Origin of the sequence: Paraburkholderia sp. RL18-101-BIB-B (genome assembly GCF_046026985.1) — a bacterium.
In the GTDB taxonomy this organism is placed as follows: Bacteria; Pseudomonadota; Gammaproteobacteria; order Burkholderiales; family Burkholderiaceae; genus Paraburkholderia.
Genome location: NZ_JARESV010000008.1, coordinates 175,953 through 202,016 on the forward strand (window position 1 = coordinate 175,953; position 26,064 = coordinate 202,016).

Annotated in this window: 24 protein-coding genes; 6 read left to right on the top strand and 18 right to left on the bottom strand. The window is 63.2% G+C overall.

All coding sequences use genetic code 11. From position 1 onward, the window contains the following. Positions 1–26 precede the first annotated feature (26 nt). The 4 genes from P0D73_RS15200 to P0D73_RS15215 all read right to left on the bottom strand — a co-directional run bounded on the left by P0D73_RS15200 (position 27) and on the right by P0D73_RS15215 (position 2,366). Positions 27–1,025, bottom strand: a complete 999-nt coding sequence (locus P0D73_RS15200; protein ID WP_408178252.1) for an NAD(P)H-dependent glycerol-3-phosphate dehydrogenase — start codon at positions 1,023–1,025, stop codon at positions 27–29. A gap of 34 nt (positions 1,026–1,059) precedes the next feature. Then, positions 1,060–1,530, bottom strand: coding sequence for a protein-export chaperone SecB (gene secB, locus P0D73_RS15205; RefSeq protein WP_007179465.1), 471 nt, complete (start codon positions 1,528–1,530; stop codon positions 1,060–1,062). Positions 1,531–1,680: 150 nt separating this feature from the next. Next, positions 1,681–1,944 (bottom strand): glutaredoxin 3, encoded by a 264-nt coding sequence (gene grxC, locus P0D73_RS15210; protein WP_007179466.1) that lies wholly within the window; start codon positions 1,942–1,944, stop codon positions 1,681–1,683. Then, positions 1,941–2,366: a rhodanese-like domain-containing protein gene (locus P0D73_RS15215; protein ID WP_012431601.1), complete on the bottom strand. Its 426-nt coding sequence runs from the start codon at positions 2,364–2,366 to the stop codon at positions 1,941–1,943. The genes grxC and P0D73_RS15215 overlap by 4 nt, the downstream gene beginning before the upstream one ends. A 137-nt stretch (positions 2,367–2,503) precedes the next feature. Between P0D73_RS15215 and gpmA the strand changes: the two genes are divergently transcribed. From gpmA to P0D73_RS15230, 3 genes are all read left to right on the top strand, one after another. Next, entirely contained in the window at positions 2,504–3,253 is a 750-nt protein-coding gene (gene gpmA, locus P0D73_RS15220) for a 2,3-diphosphoglycerate-dependent phosphoglycerate mutase (RefSeq protein WP_132376162.1), read from the top strand. 304 nt (positions 3,254–3,557) lie between these two features. Then, positions 3,558–5,138, top strand: coding sequence for a S41 family peptidase (locus P0D73_RS15225; RefSeq protein WP_132376163.1), 1,581 nt, complete (start codon positions 3,558–3,560; stop codon positions 5,136–5,138). 167 nt (positions 5,139–5,305) lie between these two features. Beyond that, positions 5,306–6,064: a HesA/MoeB/ThiF family protein gene (locus tag P0D73_RS15230; protein ID WP_408284139.1), complete on the top strand. Its 759-nt coding sequence runs from the start codon at positions 5,306–5,308 to the stop codon at positions 6,062–6,064. An 83-nt stretch (positions 6,065–6,147) separates the two neighbouring features. Here P0D73_RS15230 and ptsP read toward each other — a convergent pair whose 3' ends face one another. From ptsP to P0D73_RS15265, 7 genes are all read right to left on the bottom strand, one after another. Further along, entirely contained in the window at positions 6,148–7,896 is a 1,749-nt protein-coding gene (ptsP, locus tag P0D73_RS15235; RefSeq protein WP_408284137.1) for a phosphoenolpyruvate--protein phosphotransferase, read from the bottom strand. A gap of 303 nt (positions 7,897–8,199) precedes the next feature. Then, positions 8,200–8,469 (bottom strand): HPr family phosphocarrier protein, encoded by a 270-nt coding sequence (locus P0D73_RS15240; RefSeq protein ID WP_012431596.1) that lies wholly within the window; start codon positions 8,467–8,469, stop codon positions 8,200–8,202. A 92-nt stretch (positions 8,470–8,561) separates the two neighbouring features. Further along, positions 8,562–9,092 (bottom strand): PTS sugar transporter subunit IIA, encoded by a 531-nt coding sequence (locus P0D73_RS15245; RefSeq protein ID WP_132376166.1) that lies wholly within the window; start codon positions 9,090–9,092, stop codon positions 8,562–8,564. 343 nt (positions 9,093–9,435) lie between these two features. Continuing rightward, positions 9,436–10,392: a glutathione synthase gene (gshB, locus tag P0D73_RS15250; RefSeq protein WP_132376167.1), complete on the bottom strand. Its 957-nt coding sequence runs from the start codon at positions 10,390–10,392 to the stop codon at positions 9,436–9,438. A 102-nt stretch (positions 10,393–10,494) separates the two neighbouring features. After that, positions 10,495–11,784, bottom strand: a complete 1,290-nt coding sequence (gene gshA / locus P0D73_RS15255) for a glutamate--cysteine ligase (protein WP_012431593.1) — start codon at positions 11,782–11,784, stop codon at positions 10,495–10,497. A gap of 236 nt (positions 11,785–12,020) precedes the next feature. Then, positions 12,021–13,529, bottom strand: a complete 1,509-nt coding sequence (locus P0D73_RS15260) for an ammonium transporter (RefSeq protein ID WP_408178249.1) — start codon at positions 13,527–13,529, stop codon at positions 12,021–12,023. 44 nt (positions 13,530–13,573) lie between these two features. After that, complete coding sequence (locus tag P0D73_RS15265) at positions 13,574–13,912, bottom strand: P-II family nitrogen regulator (RefSeq protein ID WP_006048089.1); 339 nt, start codon at positions 13,910–13,912, stop codon at positions 13,574–13,576. A gap of 427 nt (positions 13,913–14,339) precedes the next feature. Here P0D73_RS15265 and P0D73_RS15270 point away from each other — a divergent pair, with 427 nt between their 5' ends. Then, a complete protein-coding gene (locus tag P0D73_RS15270; RefSeq protein ID WP_012431591.1) occupies positions 14,340–14,594 on the top strand; it encodes an accessory factor UbiK family protein in 255 nt (84 codons plus the stop codon). Positions 14,595–14,715: 121 nt separating this feature from the next. After that, the gene (locus tag P0D73_RS15275; RefSeq protein WP_408431814.1) at positions 14,716–16,314 is read left to right on the top strand and encodes a YifB family Mg chelatase-like AAA ATPase; all 1,599 of its coding nucleotides are present in this window, start codon (positions 14,716–14,718) and stop codon (positions 16,312–16,314) included. Positions 16,315–16,657: 343 nt separating this feature from the next. Here the strand turns inward: P0D73_RS15275 and P0D73_RS15280 are convergent, their stop codons facing one another. Continuing rightward, entirely contained in the window at positions 16,658–17,344 is a 687-nt protein-coding gene (locus P0D73_RS15280) for a hypothetical protein (RefSeq protein WP_408431816.1), read from the bottom strand. A gap of 171 nt (positions 17,345–17,515) precedes the next feature. Here P0D73_RS15280 and P0D73_RS15285 point away from each other — a divergent pair, with 171 nt between their 5' ends. Then, a complete protein-coding gene (locus tag P0D73_RS15285; RefSeq protein ID WP_132376212.1) occupies positions 17,516–18,046 on the top strand; it encodes a TlpA disulfide reductase family protein in 531 nt (176 codons plus the stop codon). A gap of 63 nt (positions 18,047–18,109) precedes the next feature. Here P0D73_RS15285 and P0D73_RS15290 read toward each other — a convergent pair whose 3' ends face one another. The 6 genes from P0D73_RS15290 to P0D73_RS15315 form a co-directional block, all read right to left on the bottom strand. Next, the gene (locus P0D73_RS15290) at positions 18,110–19,462 is read right to left on the bottom strand and encodes a sigma-54-dependent transcriptional regulator (RefSeq protein ID WP_408181182.1); all 1,353 of its coding nucleotides are present in this window, start codon (positions 19,460–19,462) and stop codon (positions 18,110–18,112) included. A 17-nt stretch (positions 19,463–19,479) separates the two neighbouring features. Beyond that, entirely contained in the window at positions 19,480–21,480 is a 2,001-nt protein-coding gene (locus P0D73_RS15295) for a sensor histidine kinase (protein WP_408284127.1), read from the bottom strand. Between the two features lie 55 nt (positions 21,481–21,535). Further along, complete coding sequence (locus P0D73_RS15300) at positions 21,536–22,816, bottom strand: dicarboxylate/amino acid:cation symporter (RefSeq protein ID WP_132376214.1); 1,281 nt, start codon at positions 22,814–22,816, stop codon at positions 21,536–21,538. Between the two features lie 401 nt (positions 22,817–23,217). Next, complete coding sequence (locus tag P0D73_RS15305) at positions 23,218–24,288, bottom strand: ABC transporter ATP-binding protein (RefSeq protein WP_408181180.1); 1,071 nt, start codon at positions 24,286–24,288, stop codon at positions 23,218–23,220. A gap of 32 nt (positions 24,289–24,320) precedes the next feature. Further along, on the bottom strand, positions 24,321–25,112 hold the full coding sequence (locus tag P0D73_RS15310; RefSeq protein WP_095417604.1) for an ABC transporter permease: 792 nt from the start codon (positions 25,110–25,112) through the stop codon (positions 24,321–24,323). Beyond that, positions 25,109–26,047 carry an ABC transporter permease gene (locus tag P0D73_RS15315; RefSeq protein ID WP_132376216.1) on the bottom strand — a complete coding sequence of 313 codons (939 nt, stop codon included), beginning with the start codon at positions 26,045–26,047 and terminating at the stop codon, positions 25,109–25,111. Before P0D73_RS15315 ends, P0D73_RS15310 begins: the two co-directional genes overlap by 4 nt. Between the last annotated feature and the right edge of the window lie 17 nt (positions 26,048–26,064).

A 26,064-nucleotide genomic window follows, 5' to 3' on the forward strand; every position in this document is an offset into this window, starting at 1 on the left:
TGCGCTAAACGGCTGAAAGACAAGGCTTATTCAGCTTTGGAGTCGCGCCGCAGCAAGGCGCTGACGGCGTCGCGCGGCGCCACGCCGTCGAACAGCACGGCACAGACCGCCTGCGTGATCGGCATCTCGATTGAATGAGCGCGGGCGATCGCGAGGACCGCTTGCGCGCAACGCACGCCTTCGGCCACGTGACCGAGGGCGCCGAGAATATCGTCGAGCGTGCGGCCTGCGGCGAGTTGCAGGCCGACCGTGCGATTGCGCGACAGATCGCCGGTTGCGGTCAGGATCAGATCGCCCAGGCCGGTCAAACCGGTGAACGTTTCCGCCCGTCCGCCGAGCGTCACGCCGAGGCGCGACATTTCAGCGAGGCCGCGCGTGATCAGCGCCGCGCGTGCGTTCAGACCGAGGCCGAGGCCGTCGGCGATGCCCGTTGCAATGGCCAGCACGTTTTTCACCGCGCCGCCCACTTCCACGCCGACGACGTCGTCGCCGGTATAGATGCGCATGGCGCCATGATGAAACGCGGCGACCGTGCGCTCGCGGCACGCCGCCGACGCGCTCGCGATGGTCAGCGCGACCGGCAAGCCCTGCCCGACTTCGCGCGCAAAGCTCGGACCGGACAACACGCCGTTACTGCCGTGCTCCGGCAATTCGGCCGCGACCACCTGATGCGGCATCAACTGCGAATCGGCTTCAAAACCTTTGCACAACCACACCACATGCGCCGGCACTGTGCCCGCGTCGCGCATGGCCTGAAACAGACCGCGCAGTCCGGCGACGGGCGTCGCCACGACGCATAACGCATCGTCGGCGAGCGCGTGGTCGAGCGCCGCGTTCAGATCGGCTTCATAGCGAAGCGCCGGCGGCAAAGCAACGCCCGCCAGATAGCGGGCGTTTTCGTGCGAAGCGGAGAGATCGGCAATGAGCGCGGGCTCCCGCGCCCACAACACCGTGTCGTGCCGTACGGCCAGATGGCCGGCGAGGGCTGTGCCCCACGCGCCGGCGCCAAGGACAGCAACCTTCATGGCCGGCACTGCTTGCGACACCGCGTGTGACACATCAATGCGTGACGCCGTTCTGCGCCGCGCCGTCCTGGCCACCCATCTGCGCGAGGCGTTGCTCGTACAGCGCCTGGAAGTTGATCTCGGCGAGGTGGATCGGCGGGAAACCGGCGCGGGTGATCGCGTCGGCGATGTTCGAGCGCAGGTACGGGAACAGGATGGTCGGGCAGGCAATGCCGACCAGCGGATCGATCTGCTCAGCCGGAATGTTGCGGATGTCGAAAATGCCGGCTTGCTTGGCTTCGATCAGGAACGCAACCTTGTCCGACACCTTGGCCGTGACCGTGCCCGTGACGAGGATTTCGAACACGGTGTCGGCGAGGCGCTCGGCCTTCACGTCGACTTCGACTTCGACCGAGGGCATTTCCTGCTCGAGGAAGATGCCCGGCGAATTCGGCTGCTCGAGCGACATGTCCTTCAGGTAGATGCGCTGGATGTTGAAGAACGGCTGGTTATTCTCGTCGGACATGATGAAGTGATTCCCTGATAGGTATGCATGGCGGCGGCCCATGCTTGCATGGGCCGCCAGATCGTTGCGGCGCGCCGCCCGCCCTGAAGAGGCGAGGCGCGCCGGCTTGGTGTTCATCCGCCCTGCTCACGCGCCTGCGGGCGCGCGAATTCAGGCGGTTGCTTCGAGCAGCGGCATCAAACCGCCCGCGCGATCGAGCGCGGAGAGGTCATCGTACCCGCCCACATGCGTCTCGCCGATGAACACTTGCGGCACCGTGCGGCGACCGGTCCGGGTCATCATTTCCTCACGACGGGCCGGGTCTTTGTCGATCAGTACCTTTTCAACGTGCTCGACGCCGCGCGACTTTAAAAGACGTTCGGCCATCTGGCAATACGGGCACACCTGGGTGCTGTACATGATCACTTTGTTCACTTCGCTGCTCCTTGTTTCACAACCGGCATACCGGCTTTCTGCCAGGCGTCGACACCGCCTTCGAGAACATGGACTTCCGCATAACCTGCATCCTGCACGATACGCGCTGCCTTGTTCGACTGCTGGCCGGTCTGGCATACCAGCAGCACCGGGTTGCTCTTGTTTTTCACGAGTTGCGCGACTTTTGCCTGCAACTCTGCAAATTCAAGGTGCCGTGCCGCGGGCAAATGCCCTTTGGCGTAGTCGGCGGACGGACGCAGATCGATGACCGCCGCATTGCGCCGGTTGATCAGTTGCGTGGCTTCAGCGGCCGACAGGCCGCCACGGCCGCGCCGGCTGATCGTCGGCCACAGCAGCAACCCACCGGAGATGAGGACGATCGCGATCAGTACAAGGTTTGTGTAATCAGTGAAAAACTTCACGGAAAATCCGCCGAAAAAGGGAGAAATCGGAAAGGGCAATCCAGCCATTATAAAATAACCATCTGACGCGATGGCGGCGCTCCTCTAGAGGACCTCCGCGGCGCTTGACGGCTTCTTCACTACCGACCGGCAATCTCATGTACAAACTCGTTCTCATCCGCCACGGCGAATCGACGTGGAACAAGGAAAACCGCTTCACGGGCTGGGTCGACGTCGACCTCACCGAGCAGGGCAACAATGAGGCGCAGCAAGCGGGCGTGCTGCTGAAGGAATCGGGCTACACGTTCGACATCGCCTACACGTCGGTGCTCAAACGCGCGATCCGCACCTTGTGGCACGTGCAGGACAAAATGGATCTGATGTACCTGCCGGTGGTGCATTCGTGGCGTCTGAATGAACGCCACTACGGCGCGCTGTCGGGGCTGAACAAGGCGGAAACGGCCGCCAAGTTCGGCGACGAGCAGGTGCTGGTCTGGCGCCGTAGCTACGACACGCCGCCGCCGGCGCTCGAACCGACGGACGAGCGCGCACCGTACGACGATCCGCGCTACGCCAAGGTGCCGCGCGAGCAACTGCCGCTTACCGAATGCCTGAAAGACACGGTCGCGCGCGTTCTGCCCCTGTGGAACGAGTCGATTGCGCCGGCCATCAAGTCGGGCCGCAAGCTCGTGATCGCGGCCCACGGCAACTCGATCCGCGCACTGGTGAAATACCTGGACAATATTTCGGACGACGACATCGTCGGCCTGAATATTCCGAACGGCGTGCCGCTCGTCTATGAACTCGACGAAAACCTGAAGCCTATCAAGCACTACTATCTGGGCGACCAGGAAGCGATCGCCAAAGCGCAGGCTGCCGTCGCCAAGCAGGGTAAGGCGGCGGGCTGATCTGCCATCTTGCCGCCATGCTGCTGTCAGAAATGCAGCGCAATGGCGGCAGAAGGGCCGCGCCGCCCGGCAAGACGCACCGGTCAGCGCGGCTCACGTCATTTGCGAGCGCCCTTCTGGCCGCCATCAGTCCGTTACGGCACATTACTTCATAGTTGTGCGCGCAATCCCACGAACCGGGCCCGGCGCGTGCTGTCGAATCACGATTGGCTGCGCCGCGCCCTGAGTTGGCGGGTGTGCAGTTATACTTGTCCGTCCCCATCTCTATCGACGCTGCCACGCGCTTCCGACCGCAACAGACTCTATGCGAAAGAACCTGAAAAATATCGGCCTGATTGCCGCGGGCCTTGCTACCGGTGTATTTGCCACCCTGCAACTCTCGGCTTCGGCCCAGCAACCCGCCAGCGCAGCGTCGAACGCTGTTGCACCGCTGCCGCTGGACCAGCTCAGGCTCTTTGCCGAAGTCTTCGGGCAAATCAAGCACGAGTACGTCGAACCGGTCGACGATAAAAAGCTTCTCACCGCCGCCATCAAGGGCATGGTGTCGAGCCTCGACCCGCACTCGTCATATCTCGACAAGACCGATTACGAAGAACTGCAGGAGCAGACCAAGGGTCGCTTCGCCGGTCTCGGCATCGAAATTTCGTCCGAAGACGGATTGATCAAGGTGATTTCGCCAATCGAGGATACGCCCGCGTTCCGCGCCGGCATCCGTCCGGGCGACCTGATCACCCGTATCAACGACAAACCCGTGCGCGGCATGACGCTCGACCAGGCGGTCAAGCAGATGCGCGGCGACCCGGGCACCAAGGTCACGCTCACGATCTTCCGCAAGACCGACGACCGCACGTTCCCGCTCACCGTCACGCGCGCAATCATCAAGGTCCAGTCGGTCAAGATGAAGATCCTCGCGCCGGGCTACGCCTATGTGCGGGTAACCAGCTTCCAGGAGCGCACCACGCCTGATCTGGCCGCGAAACTGCAAGACATCGCGCGTCAGCAGCCGAATCTGAAGGGCCTCGTGCTCGACCTGCGCAACAACGGCGGCGGTCTGCTGCAAAGCGCAGTCGGCGTGGCCGGCGCGTTCCTGCCGCCGAATTCGGTTGTGGTGTCCACCAACGGCCAGATTCCGGATTCGAAACAGGTCTATCGCGACACCTACGACAACTACCGCCTGCAATCCTTCGACAGCGATCCGCTGAAAGACGAAGCGCCGATCTTCAAGACCGTGCCGATGATCGTACTGACCAACGCGTACTCCGCGTCGGCGTCGGAAATCGTCGCGGGCGCGCTGCAGGATCAGCATCGTGCGCTGATCGTCGGCAAGACTACGTTCGGCAAGGGTTCGGTGCAGACCGTGCGCCCCATGACGGCCGACACCGCGCTGCGTCTGACCACGGCGTACTACTACACGCCGAGCGGCCGTTCGATCCAGAACAAGGGCATCCGTCCTGACATCGCGGTCGATCAATACGCAGAAGGCGATCCGGACGACGCACTCGTCACCCGCGAAGTCGACTACTCGAATCACCTTGCGAACACGCAAGACCCGAACGAGAAGAAGGAAGCGGAACAGCGCGAACAGGAACGCATGGACCAGTTGCGCCAGCTCGAAGAGCAGAACGATAAGAAGACGCCGGAACAGCGTCAGAAGGATCGTGAGCGCAAGCCGGTGGAATTCGGTTCGACCGACGACTTCATGCTGCAACAGGCTCTGAACAAGCTGGAGGGCAAGCAGGTGCAGGAATCGAAGTCGCTGACCGAGCGCCGTCTCGCGCAGAACAAGCCGGCCACGTCGGCGTCCGCGCCGGTCGCGGTGAAGCCGACGCAACCGGTGCCGGGCGCATCGGGCCCGGTACCGGCGCCTGCTTCGCAAAGCAACTAAGCAGCAAAACCTGACGTGTCTTCGCAGCGGAACATGCTGCGAAGACACGCTGTCATACCCGGCACCAGCAAGAACACCCGCTCCCGGCGCGATTAAAATATCGAAAACGCGCACGGCAGGCCCATCGGTCCTGCATCTCAGCGCGCGACACATTCACGCGCCCCGCCATGAACGACGATCAACTCCTTCGCTATTCCCGCCACATCCTCGTCGATGAAATCGGTATCGAGGCGCAGCAGCGCTTTATCGACGCGCACGCGATCATCGTCGGCGCTGGCGGCCTGGGTTCGCCCGCTGCGATGTATCTGGCGGCGGCCGGCGTCGGCCGCTTGACACTCGTCGATGCCGATACGGTCGACCTGACCAACCTGCAGCGGCAGATCCTGCACGTGACCGCTTCGGTCGGACGCAAGAAGGTGGAGTCCGGGCGCGACGCGATCGCGCAGATCAATCCCGAGGTCGTGGTGAACGCGGTGGCCGAGCGCGTCGACGACGCGTGGCTCGACGCGCACGTGCCGAATGCGACCGTCGTGCTCGATTGCACCGACAACTTCGCGACGCGCCATGCGATCAACCGCGCCTGTGTTAAGCACGGCGTGCCGCTGGTGTCGGGCGCGGCGTTGCGCTTCGACGGCCAGATCAGCACCTTCGATTTCCGCGACGAAGCGTCGCCCTGCTATGCCTGCGTATTTCCCGAAGACCAGCCGTTCGAGGAAGTCGCGTGTTCGACCATGGGCGTGTTCGCGCCGACGGTCGGCATCGTCGGTTCGATGCAGGCCGCCGAAGCGCTCAAGGTGATCGGCGCAATCGGCACGCCGTTGCTCGGCCGCCTGATGATGCTCGATTCGCTGCGGATGGAGTGGACCACGATGCGCATCGCGCGCCAGCCGGATTGCCCGGTATGCGGGCAGACGCACACGGCTTGACGCCAGCGCCTCAGCCACGCACAGAAACAGAAACGCCGCACATTGCGCGGCGTTTCTGTTTCTGACGATGTGAACGCGGCGACTCAGGCCAGCATCACGCGCTTGAGCGCAGCCTGCACTTCTTCCGGTTCGAACGAAGCCAGCACATCCGCCACCGGCTTCTCCAGCGTCTTCAGATGCGAGCGCAGCACTTCCTGTTTTACCACCAGCAGTTGGCTCGGATGCATCGAAAACTCGGTGAGGCCCATGCCGAGCAATAGACGCGTCAACGCCGGATCCCCCGCCATCTCACCGCACACCGAGACCGGTACGCCGGCCCGCTTCGCTTCGCGCAGCGTGAATGCGATCAGATACAGCACGGCCGGATGCAGCGGGTCGTACAGATGCGCGACCGAGTTGTCCGCGCGATCGATCGCGAGCGTGTACTGGATCAGATCGTTGGTGCCGATCGACAGAAAATCGAGCCGCTTCAGGAACAGCGGCAACGCGATCGCGGCAGCCGGGATCTCGATCATCGCGCCGACCTGCACGTTCGGATCGTAGGCCATGCCCGCGTCGTCGAGCTGGCGCTTGGCTTCGCGAATCAGATCGAGCGTCTGGTCGATTTCCTGCGCATGCGCGAGCATCGGAATCAGAATCTTCACCGAGCCGAACGCCGACGCACGCAGAATCGCGCGCAACTGCGTGAGGAACATCTGCGGCTCGGAGAGGCTCCAGCGAATCGCTCTCAGCCCCAAGGCCGGGTTCGCTGCGGTTTCGTAGCCGTCGCCCCCGCTCATCGAATCGAGCGGCTTGTCGGCGCCCACGTCGATCGTGCGGATCGTGACCGGCAGGCCGTTCATCAACTCGACCGCGCGACGGTACGCGCCGAACTGCTCTTCCTCTTCCGGCAAACGGTCCTTGTGATTCATGAACAGGAACTCGGTGCGGAACAGGCCGACGCCCGTCGCACCCGCGTCGATCGCGGCGAGCGCGTCGTCCGGCAACTCGATGTTCGCGCACAGTTCGATGCGGGTGCCGCATAGCGTCTGCGTGGGCGAAAACTTCAGCCGCTGCAGCTTGCGCTGTTCGAGCGCTTTCTCGCTCTGCCGATATGAGTACTCTTCCAGCACGATCGGCGCGGGGTCGACGATCACAATGCCGTGATCGCCGTCGACGATGATCAGGTCGTCCTGACGAATCAGCGCGCTCGCGTGCTGCACGCCGACTGCGGCCGGAATGCCCAGGCTGCGCGCGACGATCGCCGTATGCGACGTGCGGCCACCGAGGTCCGTGACGAAACCCTGAAACGTCTGGGTCTTGAACTGCATCATGTCGGCCGGCGCGATGTCGTGGGCGACCACGATCATCTCGTCGCAGGCGCCGTGCACGCCAGCGCCCAGCGCCACCGACGCACCGGCAAGCGCCTTCAGCACGCGCTCCACCACCTGTTCGATGTCGGCTTTGCGCTCGCGCAGGTACTCGTCTTCGATATCGTCGAAATGACGCGACAGGCGCTCGAGTTGTTCGGTCAGCGCCCACTCCACGTTGTAGCGGCGCGTGCGGATCAGGTCGAAGGTTTCCTGCACGAGCATCGCATCGTTCAGGATCATTGAATGAACGGTGATGAACGCGCCCATTTCACTGGGCGCGTCCGCGGCGAGATCGGCGCGCAGCGTGTCGAGCTCTTGATGCACGTGTTGCTGGGCCGCGCGAAAGCGTTCGATCTCGCTCTCGATCTGGGCGGGTTCGATCAGATAGTGGTCTACGTCAAGTGCAGCCGGGGCGATCAGATAAGCCCGCCCGATGGCGATACCGCGTGACACGGGAATTCCATGCAGCGTGAAGGACACGCGCACCTCCTCTAGTTGTGTAATGCCGCGGCAAACCGCTGCAATGCTCTCAGACACTGGTCGTCATTATAAATTCCGCGCCCTTTGCAGGTGCGCTGGGGCTGTGTGCAGTGCAGCACGAATACCGTAAGCAGCCGTAGTGATACGCCTTCATCCGTCTCGCGTTTCGGCAATGCGAATCCTGCATGTGCATCTCGACGCGCGCGCCCTCACGCGCGTTTCGTCCGGCCATTGTCACGCGCTAAAAAAAACGCCGCGGACAACCGCGGCGTTTTTTGCTCATCGCAACGTGGACGCGTTAGCTCACTGCCCTTCGCCGAATTTATCGGCAATCAGTTTCAACAATGCGTCCATCGCTTCTTTTTCGTCCGAGCCTTCCGTTTCGATCAGCACCGTGCTGCCGATGCCCGCGGCCAACATCATCACACCCATGATGCTCTTGGCATTGATGCGGCGGCCATTGCGGCTCATCCAGATTTCCGCCTGGTAGTTGCCCGCGAGTTGGGTCAACTTGGCCGACGCGCGCGCGTGCAGCCCCAGCTTGTTCACAATAGTCGTTTCCTGTTGCAGCATGTGATGGTCCGAAGCGCGGGTAAGTGTTGTGAAAAGTGAAACTGCTAAGCGGTTGCAATGCGTTTGACACCCTGACACGCCGGCCGAGCTACTTACAAGCCAGCCGAGTCGGCTTTCTGCGTCAGGTCGGCGTCGGCCGGCAAGGCGGGCAAGCACGCGCCACCGCACGCCGCATCGGGCGGCAGAGCCGGCAAACAGTCGCCGGACTCCGCAGTCGGCGCGACGGGCGCCGGGGTCGCCGGTCCGATCGCATGCACGCCCTTGGTGGCGCCGGCGAGTGCCTTGTCGACCAGCGTGTCGAGTGGCGTGGCGCGATAACAGACCGCGCGCACCAGCATCGGCAAGTTGACGCCGCACAGTACGCGCACGTCCGGCAGCGACGCGAGCCGTCCGGCGATATTCGCCGGCGTGGCGCCGAACATATCCGTGAGGACGAGCGCGCCGTTTTCTTCCTTGAGGCGCTCGATTTCCGAGTTCGCAAACGCAACCTGCTGTACGGGATCGCAATCCGGCGATACGTCGATTACGCCGATGCGAGCCGGCAAACCACCATAGATGTGCGAAATACAATCGCGCAACGCGGTGGCGAACGGAGCGTGCGCAATGATCAGAATGCCTGCCATGTCAGCCTTACTGCAAAAGAACGGCCCCGAACCGTGGACCGGGCTCAAGCCCGGTTCGTCAGCGCCCTCTGCCGGCCGTGGGCCATGAGGGCCGGAACGCATCGTTTGACGAGCGGCCCGCCGCGCATGGCCTCGTGCCTGCGCCGGCGAAACACTGCTCGCCTACAGTCCGCAAACCATGCCTATGACACCCGTCAGGTGCCAGCGATTGCGCCTGGCGCGGAGGAGCGGGCATTGTATCAGGCTCATTTTCGCGCCAAATCGGGCGTGCTGCGTGATGCGGATTTACTACACAGTTTGGGGGACATGGCGGGCATTCAAGTGCCGCCAATCGGCCGCGCCATCAAGCCGCCGCGCGCTCCAAGGCGTCGATGAACATGGCGGCGACGTCGAAGCCGGTTTGATCCATGATCTCGCGGAAACACGTCGGGCTGGTCACGTTCACTTCGGTCAGCCAGTCGCCGATCGCGTCCAGCCCCACCAGCACCAAACCGCGCGCGGCCAGCACCGGCGCCAGCGTATCGGCGATCTTGCGGTCATGCTCGGTCAGCGGACGCGCCACGCCGAGGCCACCGGCCGCGAGATTGCCGCGCACTTCATTGCCCTGAGGAATACGCGCGAGCGAATACGGCACGGCTTCGCCACCGATCAGCAGGATGCGCTTGTCGCCCTCCTTGATCTCGGGGATGAATTTTTGCGCCATCACCGAACGCGCGCCATCATGACTCAGCATTTCGATGATCGAACCGAGGTTCATGCCGTCGGCCTTCACGCGAAACACGCCCATGCCGCCCATGCCGTCGAGCGGCTTCAGGATCACGTCGCCGTGCTCCTCATGGAAGGCGCGCAAGCGGGTTGCGTCGCGCGTAACCAGCGTGGGCGCGACGAACTCCGCGAACTCGCCGATCGCGAGCTTTTCCGAGTGATCGCGAATCGCCTGCGGTTTGTTGAAGATGCGCGCGCCGCCGCGTTCGGCCATTTCGAGCAGCCACGTCGACGTGACGTATTCCATGTCGAACGGCGGGTCTTTGCGCATCACCACGGCGCTGAAGCTTTTGAGCGTGCGCGGCGCGGCCGGTTCGGCGTCGTACCAGACTTCGCGATGCAGATCGGTGACGTCGCCGACAATCGCAAAGCGCTGCACGTTCGCCTCGACGTCGCCCCCCGTCCACGCCAGATGCTTCGGCTCGCACGTGTACACCACGTGACCGCGGCGCGCCGCTTCGGCCATCATCGCGTAGGTCGAGTCTTTGTAGATCTTGAATTGCGTGAGCGGATCGGCGATGAAAAGAATGTCCATGAAGGTCCCGGTGCGCCCTGACGGGCTTGGCATTGATCGTAAATATAGTCGTTGAAAATGGCGATGGCGGCACGCATGCCGCCATCGACCACCCAAGGTGGCTTAGACCTGAATCGCTTCCGGATCGGTCTTTTCCAGTTCCACCGATGCGGCCAGCAGTCCGAGCCGCGCCACCACGCCGTACATATAGAAGCGGTTCGGCGGCGCCGCGCCGGGCTTGGCGTGCGCGTCGGGCAGCGCCGTATGCTCGAAGCCGAGCGGCACGAAGTGCATGCCCGGCGCGTTCAGATTCTGATCGCGCTCGCGGCTGCCGTGCACGCGATAGAAGCCGCCCACGACATAGCGGTCGATCATGTACACGACCGGCTCGGCCACTTCTTCCCCGATGCGCTCGAAGGTGTACACGCCTTCCTGCACGATCACGTCATGCACTTCGAGGCCATCTTTGGTCGCGGCCATCTTGGCGCGTTCGCGCTTGGTAAGCGCGGCGACTTCCGACGCGTCGTGCACGGTCATCACACCCATGCCGTACGTGCCCGCATCCGACTTGATGACGACATACGGTTTTTCGGAGATGCCGTACTCGCGATACTTCTTGGCGATCTTCTTCAGCACCCCGTCGATCGCGTCCGTCAGCGCTTCCTCGCCGGTGCGTTCCTGGAAGTCGACGCCTTCCACGTGCGCGAAGTACGGATTGATCATCCACGGATCGATCTCGACCATCTTCGCGAACTTTTTCGCGACGTCGTCGTAGCAGGAAAAATGCGTCGATTTACGGCGCACGGCCCAGCCCGCATGCAGCGGCGGCAGCAGATACTGCTCGTGCAGATTTTCGAGCACGGGCGGAATGCCGCCCGACAGATCGTTATTCAGCAGAATCGAGCACGGGTCGAAATTCTTCAGGCCGAGGCGCCGCTGCGAGCGCTCGAGCGGTTCGAGCACGAGCTTCTGGCCGTCGGAGAGGGCGATCGTGACCGGCCCGTTGATGGTTTCGTCGAGCGTGCCGAAACGCACGTTCAAGCCGGCCTGGCGCATGATCGCGGCCAGACGGGCGACATTCTCGAGATAAAACGCATTGCGCGTGTGGCGTTCGGGAATCACCAGCAGGTTCTTGGCGTCCGGGCAGATCTTCTCGATCGATGCCATCGCGGCCTGCACGGCGAGCGGCAACACTTCCTGCGGCAGATTGTTGAATGCGCCGGGAAACAGATTGGTGTCGACCGGCGCGAGCTTGAAGCCCGCGTTGCGCAGATCGACGGAACAGTAGAACGGCGGCGTGTGCTCCTGCCATTCGAGCCGGAACCAGCGTTCGATGGCGGGGGTAGCGTCGAGGATCTTCCGCTCAAGATCGAGCAGCGGGCCGTTTAACGCCGTAACTAGGTGCGGAACCATTGATCACTCGCAGACTGGAGAAAAAAGATTGTAGAGCAAATGCTTTGTCCATTTGGGGACGGTTTCTCCATTCGCAAGCGGACGCGAATGCATTCTCGCTATCGCCATGATAGGCGGGGAAAACTACCGTTTACAAGATAGCCCGCAAGAAAAAAGCCCGCCATGAAGGCGGGCCAAAATCGCTGCGCTTATTCGTGATCCAACGAGCCCGGGAGCGCGGGCTCGCGGTGCGTTGCTTATTCGACGTGTTCGCCGTGCAGCGTCACGTCCAGACCTTCGCGTTCCTGTTCTTCGGTTACACGCAGGCCCATCACCATGTCGATCACCTTCAGCAGGATGTAGCTCACCACACCGCTGTAGATCAGCGTCGTCAGCACGCCCTTGGCTTGCAGGATCACGCTGCCGTCCGCGCCGCCGATGTCCTTCACCGCGAACACACCGGTCAGCAGCGCACCCACGATACCGCCGATGCAGTGCACGCCGAACGCGTCGAGCGAGTCGTCGTAACCGAGCTTGTGCTTAAGCCAGGTTGCCGACCAGAAGCAGACCACGCCTGCCACGATACCGATCACCAGCGAACCCGCCATACCGACGAAGCCCGAAGCCGGCGTGATCGCCACGAGACCCGCCACTGCGCCCGACACGATACCGAGCACCGACGGCTTACCCTTGGCTGCCCATTCGGCGAACATCCATGCGAGTGCTGCTGCCGCCGTTGCCACTTGCGTGGCGAACATCGCGAAACCGGCACGGCCGTCAGCCGCCACTGCCGAACCCGCGTTGAAGCCGAACCAGCCTACCCACAGCATGGCGCCACCGATCAGCGTGAGCGTCAGGTTGTGCGGCGCCATCGCTTCCTTGCCGTAGCCGACACGCTTGCCGAGCACCAGAGCGCAGACCAGCGCCGCGATACCGGCGTTGATGTGCACCACCGTGCCGCCTGCGAAGTCGAGGATGCCCGCGCTAGCCAGCCAGCCGGTCGGTTCCCAGACCATGTGCGCGATCGGCGAGTAGACGATGATCGACCACAGCGTCATGAACACCAGCATGGCCGAGAACTTCATACGGTCGGCGAACGCGCCCGTGATCAGCGCCGGGGTAATGATCGCGAACGTCATCTGATAGACGACGTAGACCGTTTCCGGGATCGTCGGCGCGAGGTGGCTGACGGTCAGTGTCGTGGCCTTGTCGCCCTTGATGTAGTTCATGCCCGACATGAAGAAGCGCGAGAAGCCGCCAATGAACGATCCGCCAGGCGTGAAGGCGAGGCTGTAGCCCACCACGACCCAGATGATCGACACGAGGCAGGTGATCGCGAAGCTTTGCATCAGGATCGCGAGCACGCTCTTCTTGCGGACCATGCCGCCGTAAAACAGCGCCAGACCCGGAATCGTCATGAACAGCACGAGCGCGGTGGAGGTCAGCATCCAGGCGGTGTCGCCCGAATTGATCTTCGACGAATCGACCGAGAACGGCGCGGTCGGGGCAGCCGGCGCAGCGTCCGATGCTGCGGGTGCGGCGGCAGCCGCGCTGGCAGCCGGTGCGGCGGACGCGTCAGCGGCCGGTGCCGAAGCCGCGGCGGCAGCAGGTGCTGCCGAAGCGTCCGGCGCCGGCGCGCTCGCCGTCGTATCGGAAGCAGCGGCCGAGGCGGCTGCGGGGGCGGAAGCGTCGTCCGCGAGGGCGGCGCCGATACCGCCCGCGAGCAGCGAACCGGCCATCAGCAAGGACATCATTAATTTGCGCATCTTTCGTTTCCTCTTGTCGCTATCTGTGTCGCTATCTTTTGGTATTACAGAGCGTCCGCGCCGGTCTCCCCGGTACGGATCCGAATCACTTGTTCGATCGGCGTGACGAAGATCTTGCCGTCGCCGATCTTGCCGGTGCGTGCCGCGCGTTCGAGCGCCTCGATCGCCTGGTCGACGATGTCGTCCGAGACAGCGGCCTCGATCTTCACCTTCGGCAGAAAATCGACGACGTATTCAGCGCCGCGATACAGCTCCGTATGGCCCTTCTGGCGACCGAAGCCTTTGACTTCCGTCACCGTGATGCCCGAGACGCCGATGGCCGACAAGGCTTCGCGCGCCTCATCGAGCTTGAACGGCTTGATGATTGCGGTAATGAGTTTCATGAAATCCCTCGCTTAGTTGCGTAACCCGTTTGCGTAACCCGTGTTGCCTGACTTTCGTTGCGTAACTCTCGTGCGTTCCCGTAACACGTTCGCGTGGTCTCGTTCCGCTGCCGGTAAAAAGGCGCCGGCAGTGCGCGCGGGGCAGTAACAGCAACTCGCATGCCATGTTGTGTCAGACTCCGCACCGTGGCCGTCGCAAAAGGGGCGCAAGCCGCCCTGGCCGGACGGCCAACGTTGGCGGGGGCACGCTGGCGCGGCGTATGGATCGTTGCTAGAGTGTTCGAAGGTTTTGAACGCACGGGCGCGCACCAAAGGGGCTCATGCGGCAGCGGCACGCAACGGGCCATGCACCAACACCGCCCATTTGCCGTCACAAAGCACAGGCGTAACGAAACATGCACAGTTTTTGTGCACCTAGGGGAACACCATGAAACAACCGAACGATGTTTTTAACGACTTTCAGGCCCGCATGAGCGAGCTGTTCAAGAACTCGCCGGCCAAAGATGTCGAACGCAACGTCAAAGCCATGCTGTCGCAGGGTTTCTCGAAGCTCGATCTGGTCACGCGTGAGGAATTCGATACCCAGACCCAGGTGCTGGTGCGCACGCGCGCTCGCCTGGAAGAGCTGGAACGCCGCGTCGCCGAGCTCGAACAGAAGCTGCCGGTCACGCAAACGCCGTAACGCTTTGCTCGCGGCGGAGTCGCCGCGCAGTGCTGCACATCACAGGCAAGCGAGCCGTGACGTCATCAGCGTTTTAGGGGACTTGCGCGCGCCCTCGGCGCGCCGTCCGACGGGAGAAAACATGTCGCTTGCCGTGGTGCGCAGTCGCGCGCCGGCCTCTGGCCGCGCGCCCGAAGTAACCGTCGAGGTCCACCTCGCGAACGGATTACCCTCTTTTTCGATCGTCGGCCTGCCTGATCTGGAAGTGCGCGAAAGCCGCGAGCGCGTGCGCGCGGCGCTGCAGAACTGCAATTTCGACTTCCCCGTCCGACGCATCACCGTGAATCTAGCGCCCGCCGATCTGCCCAAGGAATCCGGCCGCTTCGATCTGCCAATCGCGTTGGGCATCCTCGCCGCGAGCGGCCAGATTCCCGCCGAGTCCTTGCTGCATCGTGAATTCGCGGGCGAACTGTCGTTGACCGGCGCGCTCAGGCCGATGCGCGGCGCTTTCGCCATGGCGTGCGGAACGGCGCGCAGCGCCGTGGCTCAAGGCGACGGTGCGGCGCAGTCCGGCGAGATTGAGAGCTCGCTTGCCGCATGCGAGTCGCCCGCTCATTCCACGCCTCAGCTCTATCTGCCCGCTGCAAGCGCGGCGGAAGCGGCGCTCGTACCCGGCGTCGATGTCTACGGCGCGACCGATCTGCCTTCGTTGTGCGCTCATCTCGCGGGAGCGCCGGACGCGCGGCTCTATCCAGTCGCCGTGCCGGACCTCGCCGAAAGCCCAGCCGCCGTCGTCCCGGACATGGGTGATGTCATCGGGCAACGCGGCGCGCGCCGGGCGCTTGAAGTCGCCGCGGCCGGCGGCCATCATGTCTTGCTGGTCGGGCCGCCGGGCGCGGGCAAGTCGATGCTCGCCGCCCGCCTGCCGGGCCTGCTGCCGCCCATGACCGACGACGAAGCGCTCGCCTCCGCTGCGTTGCTGTCCGCCAGCCGGGCCGGTTTCACGCCCTCGCAATGGCGTCGACGGCCGTTTCGCGCCCCGCATCATTCGTCGAGCGCCGCGGCGCTGGTCGGCGGGCGCAATCCGCCGCAGGCCGGTGAAATCACGCTGGCGCATTTGGGCGTGCTCTTTCTCGACGAACTTCCTGAATTCGATCGCCAAGTCCTCGAAACGCTGCGTGAGCCGCTTGAAGCCGGGCGCATCACGATCTCACGCGCCGCCTTGCAAGCGGATTTTCCGGCAGCCTGCCAGTTAATCGCCGCCATGAATCCGTGCCCATGCGGCTGGCGCGGCGATCCCAACGGCCGCTGCCGCTGCACACCCGAGATCGCTGCGCGCTATTTGCGCAAGCTTTCCGGGCCGCTGCTCGACCGGATCGACATCCAACTTGAGATACCAGCGCTCACGCCGGCGGAACTGTCCGCCCGTTCAACGGCGGCCGGCGAGACAAGCGCGGCCATTGCGGCACGCGTCAGCCGCGCCCGCGAGCGGCAATTGAGCCGTCAGGGCAAAACCAATCGCGAACTGGGAGGACGAGAAGTGGACGAGGTCTGCCGCCCCGACTCGGCGGGCGAAGCCTTGCTGCGCGAAGCAGGCGAGCGCTTCGGCTGGTCAGCGCGTGCGTACTACCGGGTTCTGAAGGTGGCGCGCACCATCGCCGACCTCGCCGGCGCGACCATGCCGAGCGCCGCGCAGATCGGCGAAGCGATCCAATATCGCCGGGCTTTTGGCTCCCTATGAGGTGAAAAATCTGCTGTCAAGACTTGACTTATGCACACGCGCACGTTCCAGATAGATTTTGAAACAACTGAAAGGTACGTCGCGGGCAGCATCCAAAAAGCATTGATTTAATTGACTTTTTTTAACGACCTTGTGCGAGGCGAATCTGACAGAGTGCCCATAGAATGGGCATCTCCGGCCAATTTGCCCGAGTTCTCAACAGAGTTATCCACAGGCGCGGTGAGTAACAGGAAAACTTCAACGTAAACCGGGAATTAGCGCGCGATGCTGCGAAGGAACTTTCACTGTGCGCAGCGCCTCAGTTGAGCCCCATCACGCGCCGAATCGGACTAAAATACCGCTCTCAATACAGTTGGAAGGACGAAAAAAATTGGTCGATCTGTTCCTGTTGCATCGGCTTGGATGCAATGATCGCCGCCTGATAGACGTGCCGGCCGCGCGCGACGAGTCGTGCGTAGACGGTGCGCGCTTCGTGTTGCGAACCCGCCTCGCCGCTCAGCTTCATTTCCAGGCCAAGCACCTGGCCGCCGGCCGCCAGCGGGATCTGCACGGCACGCGCTTCGGGCGCGGCGCCCACGTTGCGGGCCAGGCCGTTGCGCAGGAAATCGAGTGCGGCGCGTTGCGTGGCCGCGTCGTCGTTGGGCAGCATCACGGTGCCGACCGCGAAGACGGCGTCGCCAGCTTCGGCCGTCTGCATCGCCATCTGCATCGGCGTGCCGTTGATCTGCACAGCCCGCTGATCGTTGCCCGGCTTGGCGGGCAAGTCGACGGTATAACCGTTGTCGTTATTCATGATGGTCCGCCAGTCGAAGGTCGGCGAGCAGGCGCTCAGCGCGGCACCCAAAACGACCGTGCAAGCCAGCGTGCCGAGGATTGCACGCGCGCTCGACAGCCGAGACGTGGAGTCGGCCGCCACACAACGCGGAGAGCGCTCCGTCGAGCGGCTGGCAGAAGTAGGACGGGACGGAATTCGAGCGAGGAAGTGACTGACGCGGCCAACGCGACTGACGCGAAAAACAGTTCGGAACATGGGGACAGAAGATCGGACTGACGAGAACGTAAAACCCTATTATCCGCTCCCGGCCGACGTCCTGCCGCGCCGCCGGAATGGGGCTACAATAGCGACGCTGTTCAGCACGGGCCGTAAGCCCAAACCGACGCACTGTCCCGCGCGTTCCGCGCGACTCTCGAGGTTCCGTTCATGAGCTCCACCCCGTCCACCGCCGCCCGGCGCGCGAGTCCGCTTCGCTACATCATCATCGCCGCCGTGGCCGTTGCGATCGCCATCGCCGGTTATTTCGCGTTTGCCGGCCAGCAGCGCGTGCCTGATGCGACCTTCACGTTGCTGTCCGGCCAGAAAGTCTCGACCGCCGACCTGAAAGGCAAGGTCTACCTCGTCAACTTCTGGGCGACGAGCTGCGATACCTGCATGAAGGAAATGCCGCAGATGGTCCAGACCTATAACCGCTTCAAGGGGCAAGGTCTCGAATTCGTCGCCGTGGCCATGAACTACGACGCGCCGATGTACGTGGCCAACTACACGCAAACTCGCCAGTTGCCGTTCAAGGTGGCAATGGACGACGGCTCGGCCGCCAAGCAGTTCGGCAACGTCCAGCTCACGCCGACCACGTTCCTCATCGACAAGGACGGCAAGATTCTGAAGCGCTATGTCGGCGAACCGCAATTCGCGGAACTCGACCAGTTGCTGGAAAAGGCGCTCAAAGCGGCTTGACGGGATTCAGTTGATTCAAAAAAAACGCCGGCCTCGCATCTCAAGGCCGGCGTTTTCATATCCTCACCGTTCCCCTTCCCCTTTGGCCGCGAGGCCATATCGCTTGATCTTTTCATAGAGCGTCGCCTTGCCGAGTTGCAGCTTGTCTGCCGCGACCGCGACCACGCCGCCGGTCTGCTCCAACGCCTCCGCGATCACCGCCCGCTCGAATTGTTCGACGCGCTCCTTCAAGGGCTGCGTGTCCGCACCGTCGTCGCCGAAAGACATGACCGGATCGTCGGCGATGCCGAGCACAAAGCGGTCGGCGGCGTTGCGCAACTCCCGCACGTTGCCCGGCCAGTCGCGCTGCATCAGGCTCGCGCGCTGACGATCGGTGAGAATCGGCGCGGGGCGTTGATAACGCACGGCCGCGTCCAGCAGGAAGTGTTCGAAGAGCGGCACGATATCCTCGCGACGCTCGCCCAATGGCGGCAGCGCGATCGTCACCACGTTCAGCCGGTACAACAGATCGCGCCGGAACGAGCCGTCCGCGACATGCTCGGCCATGTCGCCCTTGGCGGCGGCGACCACGCGGCAATTCACGCGAATCGGCTGATTCGAGCCGAGCCGCTCCAGCACGCCGTCCTGCAGCACGCGCAGCAGCTTGACCTGCAAGGCGAGCGGCATGCTCTCGATTTCATCCAGAAACAGCGTGCCGCCCGACGCATGTTCGAGCTTGCCGATGCGGCGTTTCGCCGCGCCGGTGAAAGCGCCCGGCTCGTAGCCGAACATTTCCGACTCGAACATAGGCTCCGGCAACGCGCCGCAGTTCACCGCGATAAACGGTTTGTCACGGCGCGGAGACAGTTCATGCAGGCTGCGCGCGATCAATTCCTTGCCCGCGCCCGTGTCGCCGTTGATCAGCACCGAGGCGTCGGTCGGCGCGACATTGGCGATCAGCCGCCGCACCTGTTCGATGGCCGGACTCCTGCCGATGATGCGCGGCGCCACCGAGTTCTGTTCCGCCAACTCACGGCGCAGCGCGAGGTTCTCCAGCACCAGCTTGCGACGCTCCAACGCGCGCCGCACGGTTTCGATCAGACGTTCGGACGCGAAAGGCTTTTCGATGAAGTCGTACGCGCCGTCGCGCATCGCCTGAACGGCCATTGAAATATCGCCATGGCCCGTCACCAGAATCACCGGCACGTCGGGCGCGCGCTCGTGGCATTGCGCGAGCAGATCGAGGCCGCTTGCGCCCGGCAGGCGAATGTCGCTGACGATCACGCCGGAGAAGTCCGCGCTGATCGTCTTCGCCGCGGACTCCACCGAGGCATGGCCGATCACGTCGAAACCCGCCAGTTGCAAACTCTGCACGCTGGCGCGCCGCACCAGTTCGTCGTCTTCGATATACAGCACTTGCAGGCCGTGGTTCAGCATGGCGTCTTCCGTGTGATTCAGGAGCCCGTGGTCAGCGGGTCCGATGTGTGGTTCGTCTGCACGCGCGCACGGCGCAGCGTCAACACGAATAATGCACCGCCGTCCTGCGCGTTGCGCGCCACCAGCGTGCCGCCGCAATCGCGCGCGATCGACGACGAGATCGCGAGGCCGAGCCCCAGCCCGTGGCCCATTTCCTTGGTGGTGAAGAACGGTTCGAACAGATGCGGCAGGACATCGTCGGGAATGCCGGGGCCGTTATCGCTCACGGCGAACGACAGATTCGCATCGGCGACTTCGATCTCGATCGAAATGCGCGGCGGGTGCACGTCGGCGGTTGCATCGAGCGCGTTGCCGAGCAGGTTGATCAACACCTGTTCGAGCCGCAGATCGTCGCAATGCGCGATCAGTTCGGGATGATCGTCGGCGAGATTCAGCGGCGTGCGCATGCCGCTGTCCGCATCGAGCAAAGCAAATTCGACCTCGACGCCCTGCAAGCGCTTTTGCAACAGCGCGACGACATTGCGCAACGCCCGCACGATCGGCGCGCGCGCACTGCGTGGCCGCGCGCGTCCGACGAACAGTTTCAACTGATTGGTGATCTTGCCCATGCGCTCCGTGAGCGCGGCGATCGCTTCGAGATTTTCGCGCGCCGACGCCTGGTCGCCGCGCTCGAGCAGCACACGCGTGTTGTCCGAGAAACCGCGCAACGCGGCGAGCGGCTGATTCAGTTCGTGCGTGATACCGGCGGCCATCTGACCGAGCGCGGCGAGCTTGCTCGCCTGGATGAGCTCGTCGTGCGCGGCGCGCAACTCCTGCTCGGCGCGCGTGCGTTCGGCCACTTCCTTCTGCAACTGTTCATTCGCCTGAGAAAGATCCGCGGTGCGCTCGGCCACTCGCCGGTTCAGTTCAGCGTAGGCTTTTTGCAGAAGCGCGCGGCTGCGCATCACCTCGCGCACGCGCGCCCGGCGCATTCTCCAGTAGAACGCGAGCAACACCAGCGACACGTAGCCGAAGGCGGTCACGATGGTCGCCTTGCGCGCGTCGGCGTCGACCGGATCGACGGGCGACAGGGTGATCAGATGCCAGTCCGGCTCGCCCATGCCGCGCCGCGATGCCAGATAACGCGGAGCGTAGCGGCCGCCGCCAATGCGCACGATCTGCGCGTTGCCTTCGAGCGTGCGTTCGATCGACACCGGCAGCGCCGCGATCGGCTGCTGCGCGTATTGACGCGCCTGGTAGATCGAATCGGCGATGGGCCCCGACAGCGGCCGGATCGTATGGTATTTCCACGCCGGTACCGACGACAGAAAGATCACGCCGTGGTCGTCGGTCACGACGAGCGGCTCGGACGCATCCGCGCCCTGAAACCATTCGAGGTCGAGTTTGACGACCGCCACGCCGACGATCTTGCCCTCGCGCCGCACCGGCTGCGAGATGTAGTAGCCCGGCGCCTGCGAGATCGTGCCGATGCCGAAGAAGCGCCCCACGCTGCCTTTGACCGCATCGAGAAAATACGGCCGGAATTGATAGCCCGCGCCGACGAAGCTGCCCGGCCCGCGCCAGTTGCTCGCCGCGACGCAAAAGCCGTCGAGCGGAATGATGTAGGTGACCGTGGCGCGCGCGTGGCGGTTCAGGTCTTCAAGATAAACATTGGCGCGCGCGACATTGGCCGGAGTGGGACTAACCAGCACGTCCTGCACGATGGGATGTTCGGCCAGCAGATAAGGCAGCGATTCGTAGCGTTCGAGCGTGCTCTTCAGCGCGCTGGTCGTACGGTCGACCCGTACCGAGGCGTTGCGCCGCAAATGGTCGATGCCGCTTTGCCACGCGATGCTGTACGTGAGCCCGCACGCCACCACGAGCCCGGCGACGAGCGCGAAGAGGATCAGCAGGCGTCGCGTCACGTTGGCAATATCCGATCGATGAGGATCGTTTATTGTGGCATAAGGCGACGCGTCGTCGGCGCTAGCCTCGTCGGCCGACGGCGCGGGAGTCTGGCCGGCGGGCACCGGATTCATACGCTGGTGTCCGCGGCCGGGAGGGTTGCGTTACAAGACGTTGCCGATGCGCGGCTTAAACGCCGGCCGGCTCTTTGACCGTCACGTCGCCACGCAAGGCGGCGTTCAGCTTGTTGCGGTCCAGTTCCTTTTCCCACGCCGACACCACCACGGTCGCCACGCCGTTGCCAACGATGTTCGTCAGCGCGCGGCATTCGCTCATGAAGCGGTCGATACCGAGAATCAGCACCATGCCCGACAGCGGAATGGTCGGCACCACGGCCAGCGTCGCGGCCAGCGTGATGAAGCCCGCGCCGGTCACCCCGCTCGCGCCCTTCGAGGTCAGCATCGTCACCGCCAGCAGCGTGAGCTGCTGCGTCCACGTGAGGTCGGTGTTGGTGGCTTGCGCGATGAACAGCACGGCCATCGTCATGTAGATGTTGGTGCCGTCGAGGTTGAACGAATAACCGGTCGGCACCACGAGGCCCACCACCGAACGCGAGCAGCCGAGCTTTTCGAGCTTCAGCATCAGTTGCGGCAGCGCGGCTTCGGACGAGCTCGTGCCGAGCACGATCAGCATCTCTTCCTTGATGTACGCCACGAAGCGCAGGATGTTGAAGCCCACCGCACGCGCGATGATGCCAAGCACCACCACCACGAACACGATCGAGGTCAGATAGAACGTGCCGATCAGTTTCAGCATCGGCAGCAGCGAGCCGATACCGTACTTGCCGATCGTGAAGGCCATCGCGCCGAACGCGCCGATCGGCGCCAGCTTCGTGATGATCCGCACAATGCCGAACAGGATATGCGAGAGCCCGTCGATGAAGTTCGTCACGACCTTGCCCTTCTCGCCGGCCGTCGCGAGCACCGCACCGAACAGCAGCGCGATCAGCAGAATCTGCAGGATTTCACCCTGCGCGAATGCCGACGAGAGCGTGTCCGGAATGATGTGCATCAGGAAGTCGACCGTGGTCTGGCCGTGCGCCTTGGCGGCGTACGACGCGACCGACTTGCCGTCGAGAGTCGCCGGGTCGATGTTGAAGCCGACGCCCGGCTTCAACACGTGCGTGGCGATCAGGCCGAGCACCAGCGCGAAGGTCGAGACGATTTCGAAGTACAGCAGCGCCTTGCCACCGACGCGCCCGACCTTCTTCATGTCTTCCATGCCGGCGATGCCCGTCACCACCGTGCAGAAGATGATCGGCCCGATCACCATCTTGATCAGCTTGATGAAGCCGTCGCCGAGCGGCTTCATGTCGACGGCTAAATTCGGGTAGAAATGCCCGAGCGCGATGCCGATGATGATCGCCACGATCACCTGGACGTACAGCACTTTGTGGATAGGTTTCTTCACGATGGTTCCTGCGATGTGGATGAGCTCAATGGCCTGCCACGCTGCGCATCATGCGAACGAATAGTCGTCACGCCTGTGCACGGCATTAGGCCGCGACAAGACGACGAATTCAGAAATACCGGGAAGGGAAATCGGACATCGTTGTCTCCTTGCTTTAGTTGTCGGACCGTTGCGGCCGCGGCTTCTATTTCGCAAGGTCGATGCCAGCTTGATGCCGGGCTCGGCGCCTTGATTCTTATGGGTTTTCTGGCGCTTCATCCTATGTGCCGTCCGGGATTCCGGAAATCCGGACAAGGGCTGTCGGGGAATCCGGAATCCATTGTGGCGGCAGCCTCGGGATAACCCGTAGGGCTTTCTACGGCGTGCACTGCCGGACGCAAGCGCCGCCTGACTCGTATCGTTTAAACGCTGCCCTCTTCCAGCACCAGCAGATTCTCGTGCGAGAAACCGAGCGACACCGGCTGCCCGCGTTCGGGCAAACCGCGATTCGGGTCGTTGAATATGTCGAGCGAAATCACGGCGTCTTTCACGCGGGTTCGGATGCGCACTACGGCGCCGAGGAAATTCACTTCCTCGACGGTGGCGTTCAACGTGTTGCGGCCAGGCGCGGCCGGCTCCAGCACGATAGCTTCGGGCCGCAGCGCGAGCAGGCGTTTCTTGCCCGCATCGTTCGACGGCAACTCCTGCGTGGTGGTCAGCTCCTGGCCGTCCACGATCATCTTGCCGGTCGCCGGATCGACCACATGTCCGGCCAGGATATTCAGCGTGCCGACGAACGACGCAACGAAGCGTGTGCGTGGAAAGTTGTAGATCTCCGAGGGCGTGCCGATCTGTTCGACGCGGCCCTCGTTCATCACGACGATGCGGTCGGAAATCGACAGCGCCTCTTCCTGATCGTGCGTGACAAAAATCGACGTGATGCCCAGTTCGCGTTGCAACGCGCGAATGTCCTGGCGCAACGAGATGCGGATCTTGGCGTCGAGTGCGGAGAGCGGTTCGTCGAGCAGCAACACCTGCGGCTTGCCGGCGAGCGCGCGCGCGAGCGCCACGCGCTGCTGCTGGCCGCCGGACAATTGCCACGGATAACGCCCGCCGAGATGCGGCAGCTTGATCAGTTGCAGCATCTCCTCCACGCGCTGACTGATCTCCGCCTGCGGCCGATGCGTGATCTTCAGTCCGAAGCCGATGTTCTCGGCCACCGTCATGTTCGGAAACAGCGCATACGACTGGAACACCATGCCGACCTTGCGTTGCCGCGTGCGAAGGTGCGTGACGTCCTTGTTGTCGAGCCGGATGATGCCGCGCGTCGGCGTTTCGAAGCCGGCGATCATGCGCAGCACCGTCGTCTTGCCGCAGCCGGACGGTCCGAGGAAAGTAATGAATTCGCCGCGTTCGATCTGCATGTCGAAGTGATGCAGCGCAATGTTCGCCCCGAAGGACTTATGCAGATTTTCGATCTCAAGAAATGCCATGATTCGCCGCCTCAGTCCGTCAAACTCATTGGTCACACTTTCTGGCCGCTCATCGCGCGGGCCGAGCCGAATACCTGAATCAATCCCATCGATGCCCACGTGATCACGAACGCGATGATCGCGAGCGCCGACGGCTCGTACGCGCGGTTCGCACCAATCAATTGCAGGTACGGACCGAACGCGGGACGGTCGAGCAGGCTCGCCAGCGTGAACTCGCCGATCACCACCGCAAAGGTGAGAAACGCGCCGGACAGAATGCCCGAGCGGATGTTCGGGAAGATCACCTTGAAGAGAATGGTCGGCCAGTTCGCGCCGAGACACTCTGCCGCTTCGGTGAGCGAGCGCACGTCGACCGCACGCAGCCCGGCATCGACGGCGCGGTACATGTACGGCAGCGAGAGCGTCACATAGCCGAACACCAGCAGCAGATCGGTGGCGCGCTCGTTGCCCGTGAGCGGCAGAATCGAACTGCTGTTATAGATGCGCAGATAACCGAACACGATCACAATCGCCGGCACCACCAGCGGCAACAGCGTGATGAATTCGACCAGCGGCCGCAGCTTTGGCAAGCGCAACTGCACCCAGTACGCGGTCGGCACAACCAGCAACACGCCGACGACGATCGTCAGCAGCGCCATCAGAATCGAGTAGCCGAACGAGGCCTGAAAGCGCGGATCGCCGAGCACGACGCTGTACGCTTCGAAGCTATAGGTGCCGCGCTTCATGCGCAGGCTGAACTCGAATGTCGCGATCAACGGAATGAGAAAGTACAGCGAACCGACGATCATCGCGGTCCACGCACCCACACGCGATTGGCTTTTCATCGACGTCCCCTTTCAGCGCGCGAGCGCAGCCAGATGTAGCCGCCATTCGAAAGGCCCGTGACAAGCACCATGCCGAGCGCGAGTGCATAGCCGAGATTCTGGTTGTGCATCACGTCGCCGCGAATCTGCGCGTACAACAGGATCGTCACGATGTTCAGCGAACTGCCGGTCAGCGCATAGGCCGTGGCGACCGCGCCGAACGAATTGGCGAACAGCAGCAGCGCGGCGCCGAGCACGCTCGGCCACAGCACCGGCAGCGCGACGTAGCGCCAGTATTGATATGCGGTGCCGCCGAGGCAATCGCAGGCCTCGCGCCATTCGCGCTTCAGGCCGTCGAGCGCGGGCGTGACGATCAGCACCATCAACGGAATCTGGAAATACAGATAGGTCAGCGTCAGACCGGAAAAGCTCAGGATGCTGAAGCCGGTCGAGTACAGATTGAAGCCGAGGTATTTCTTCAACAGCACAGTGACGAGCCCGACCCGCCCCAACGTGCAGATGAAAGCGAACGCGAGCGGCACGCCGGCAAAGTTCGACGCGACGCCCGAAAACGTCATCAAGGTCGGACGAATCCACCCGGGCAATTTGCCCTGCACCGCCGCCCATGCGAGCAGCGAGCCGATCACCGCGCCGCCGATCGAGGAGGCGGCGCTCACCTTGAAGCTGATCCAGTACGCATCCATCACGGTCGGCTGGAGCAGGTCGCGGAAATTGGCGAGCGTGAAATGGCCTTGCGAATCCTGGAACGCGCCGACCATCAGAAAGCCGGTCGGCAGAATCAGGAACAGCAGCGCGAACGTGAAAAACGGCACCACGCCGATCCAGGCGAGCAACGACGACGCGCGGCTTGGACCGTTGACGCGAGGCGTTGGGGTGGGCACAGGCGGAACCAGCAATTCCGGCTGCACCGATCCAGCATCCGATGAAGCGCTCATAGCTCACCCTTGGGGCA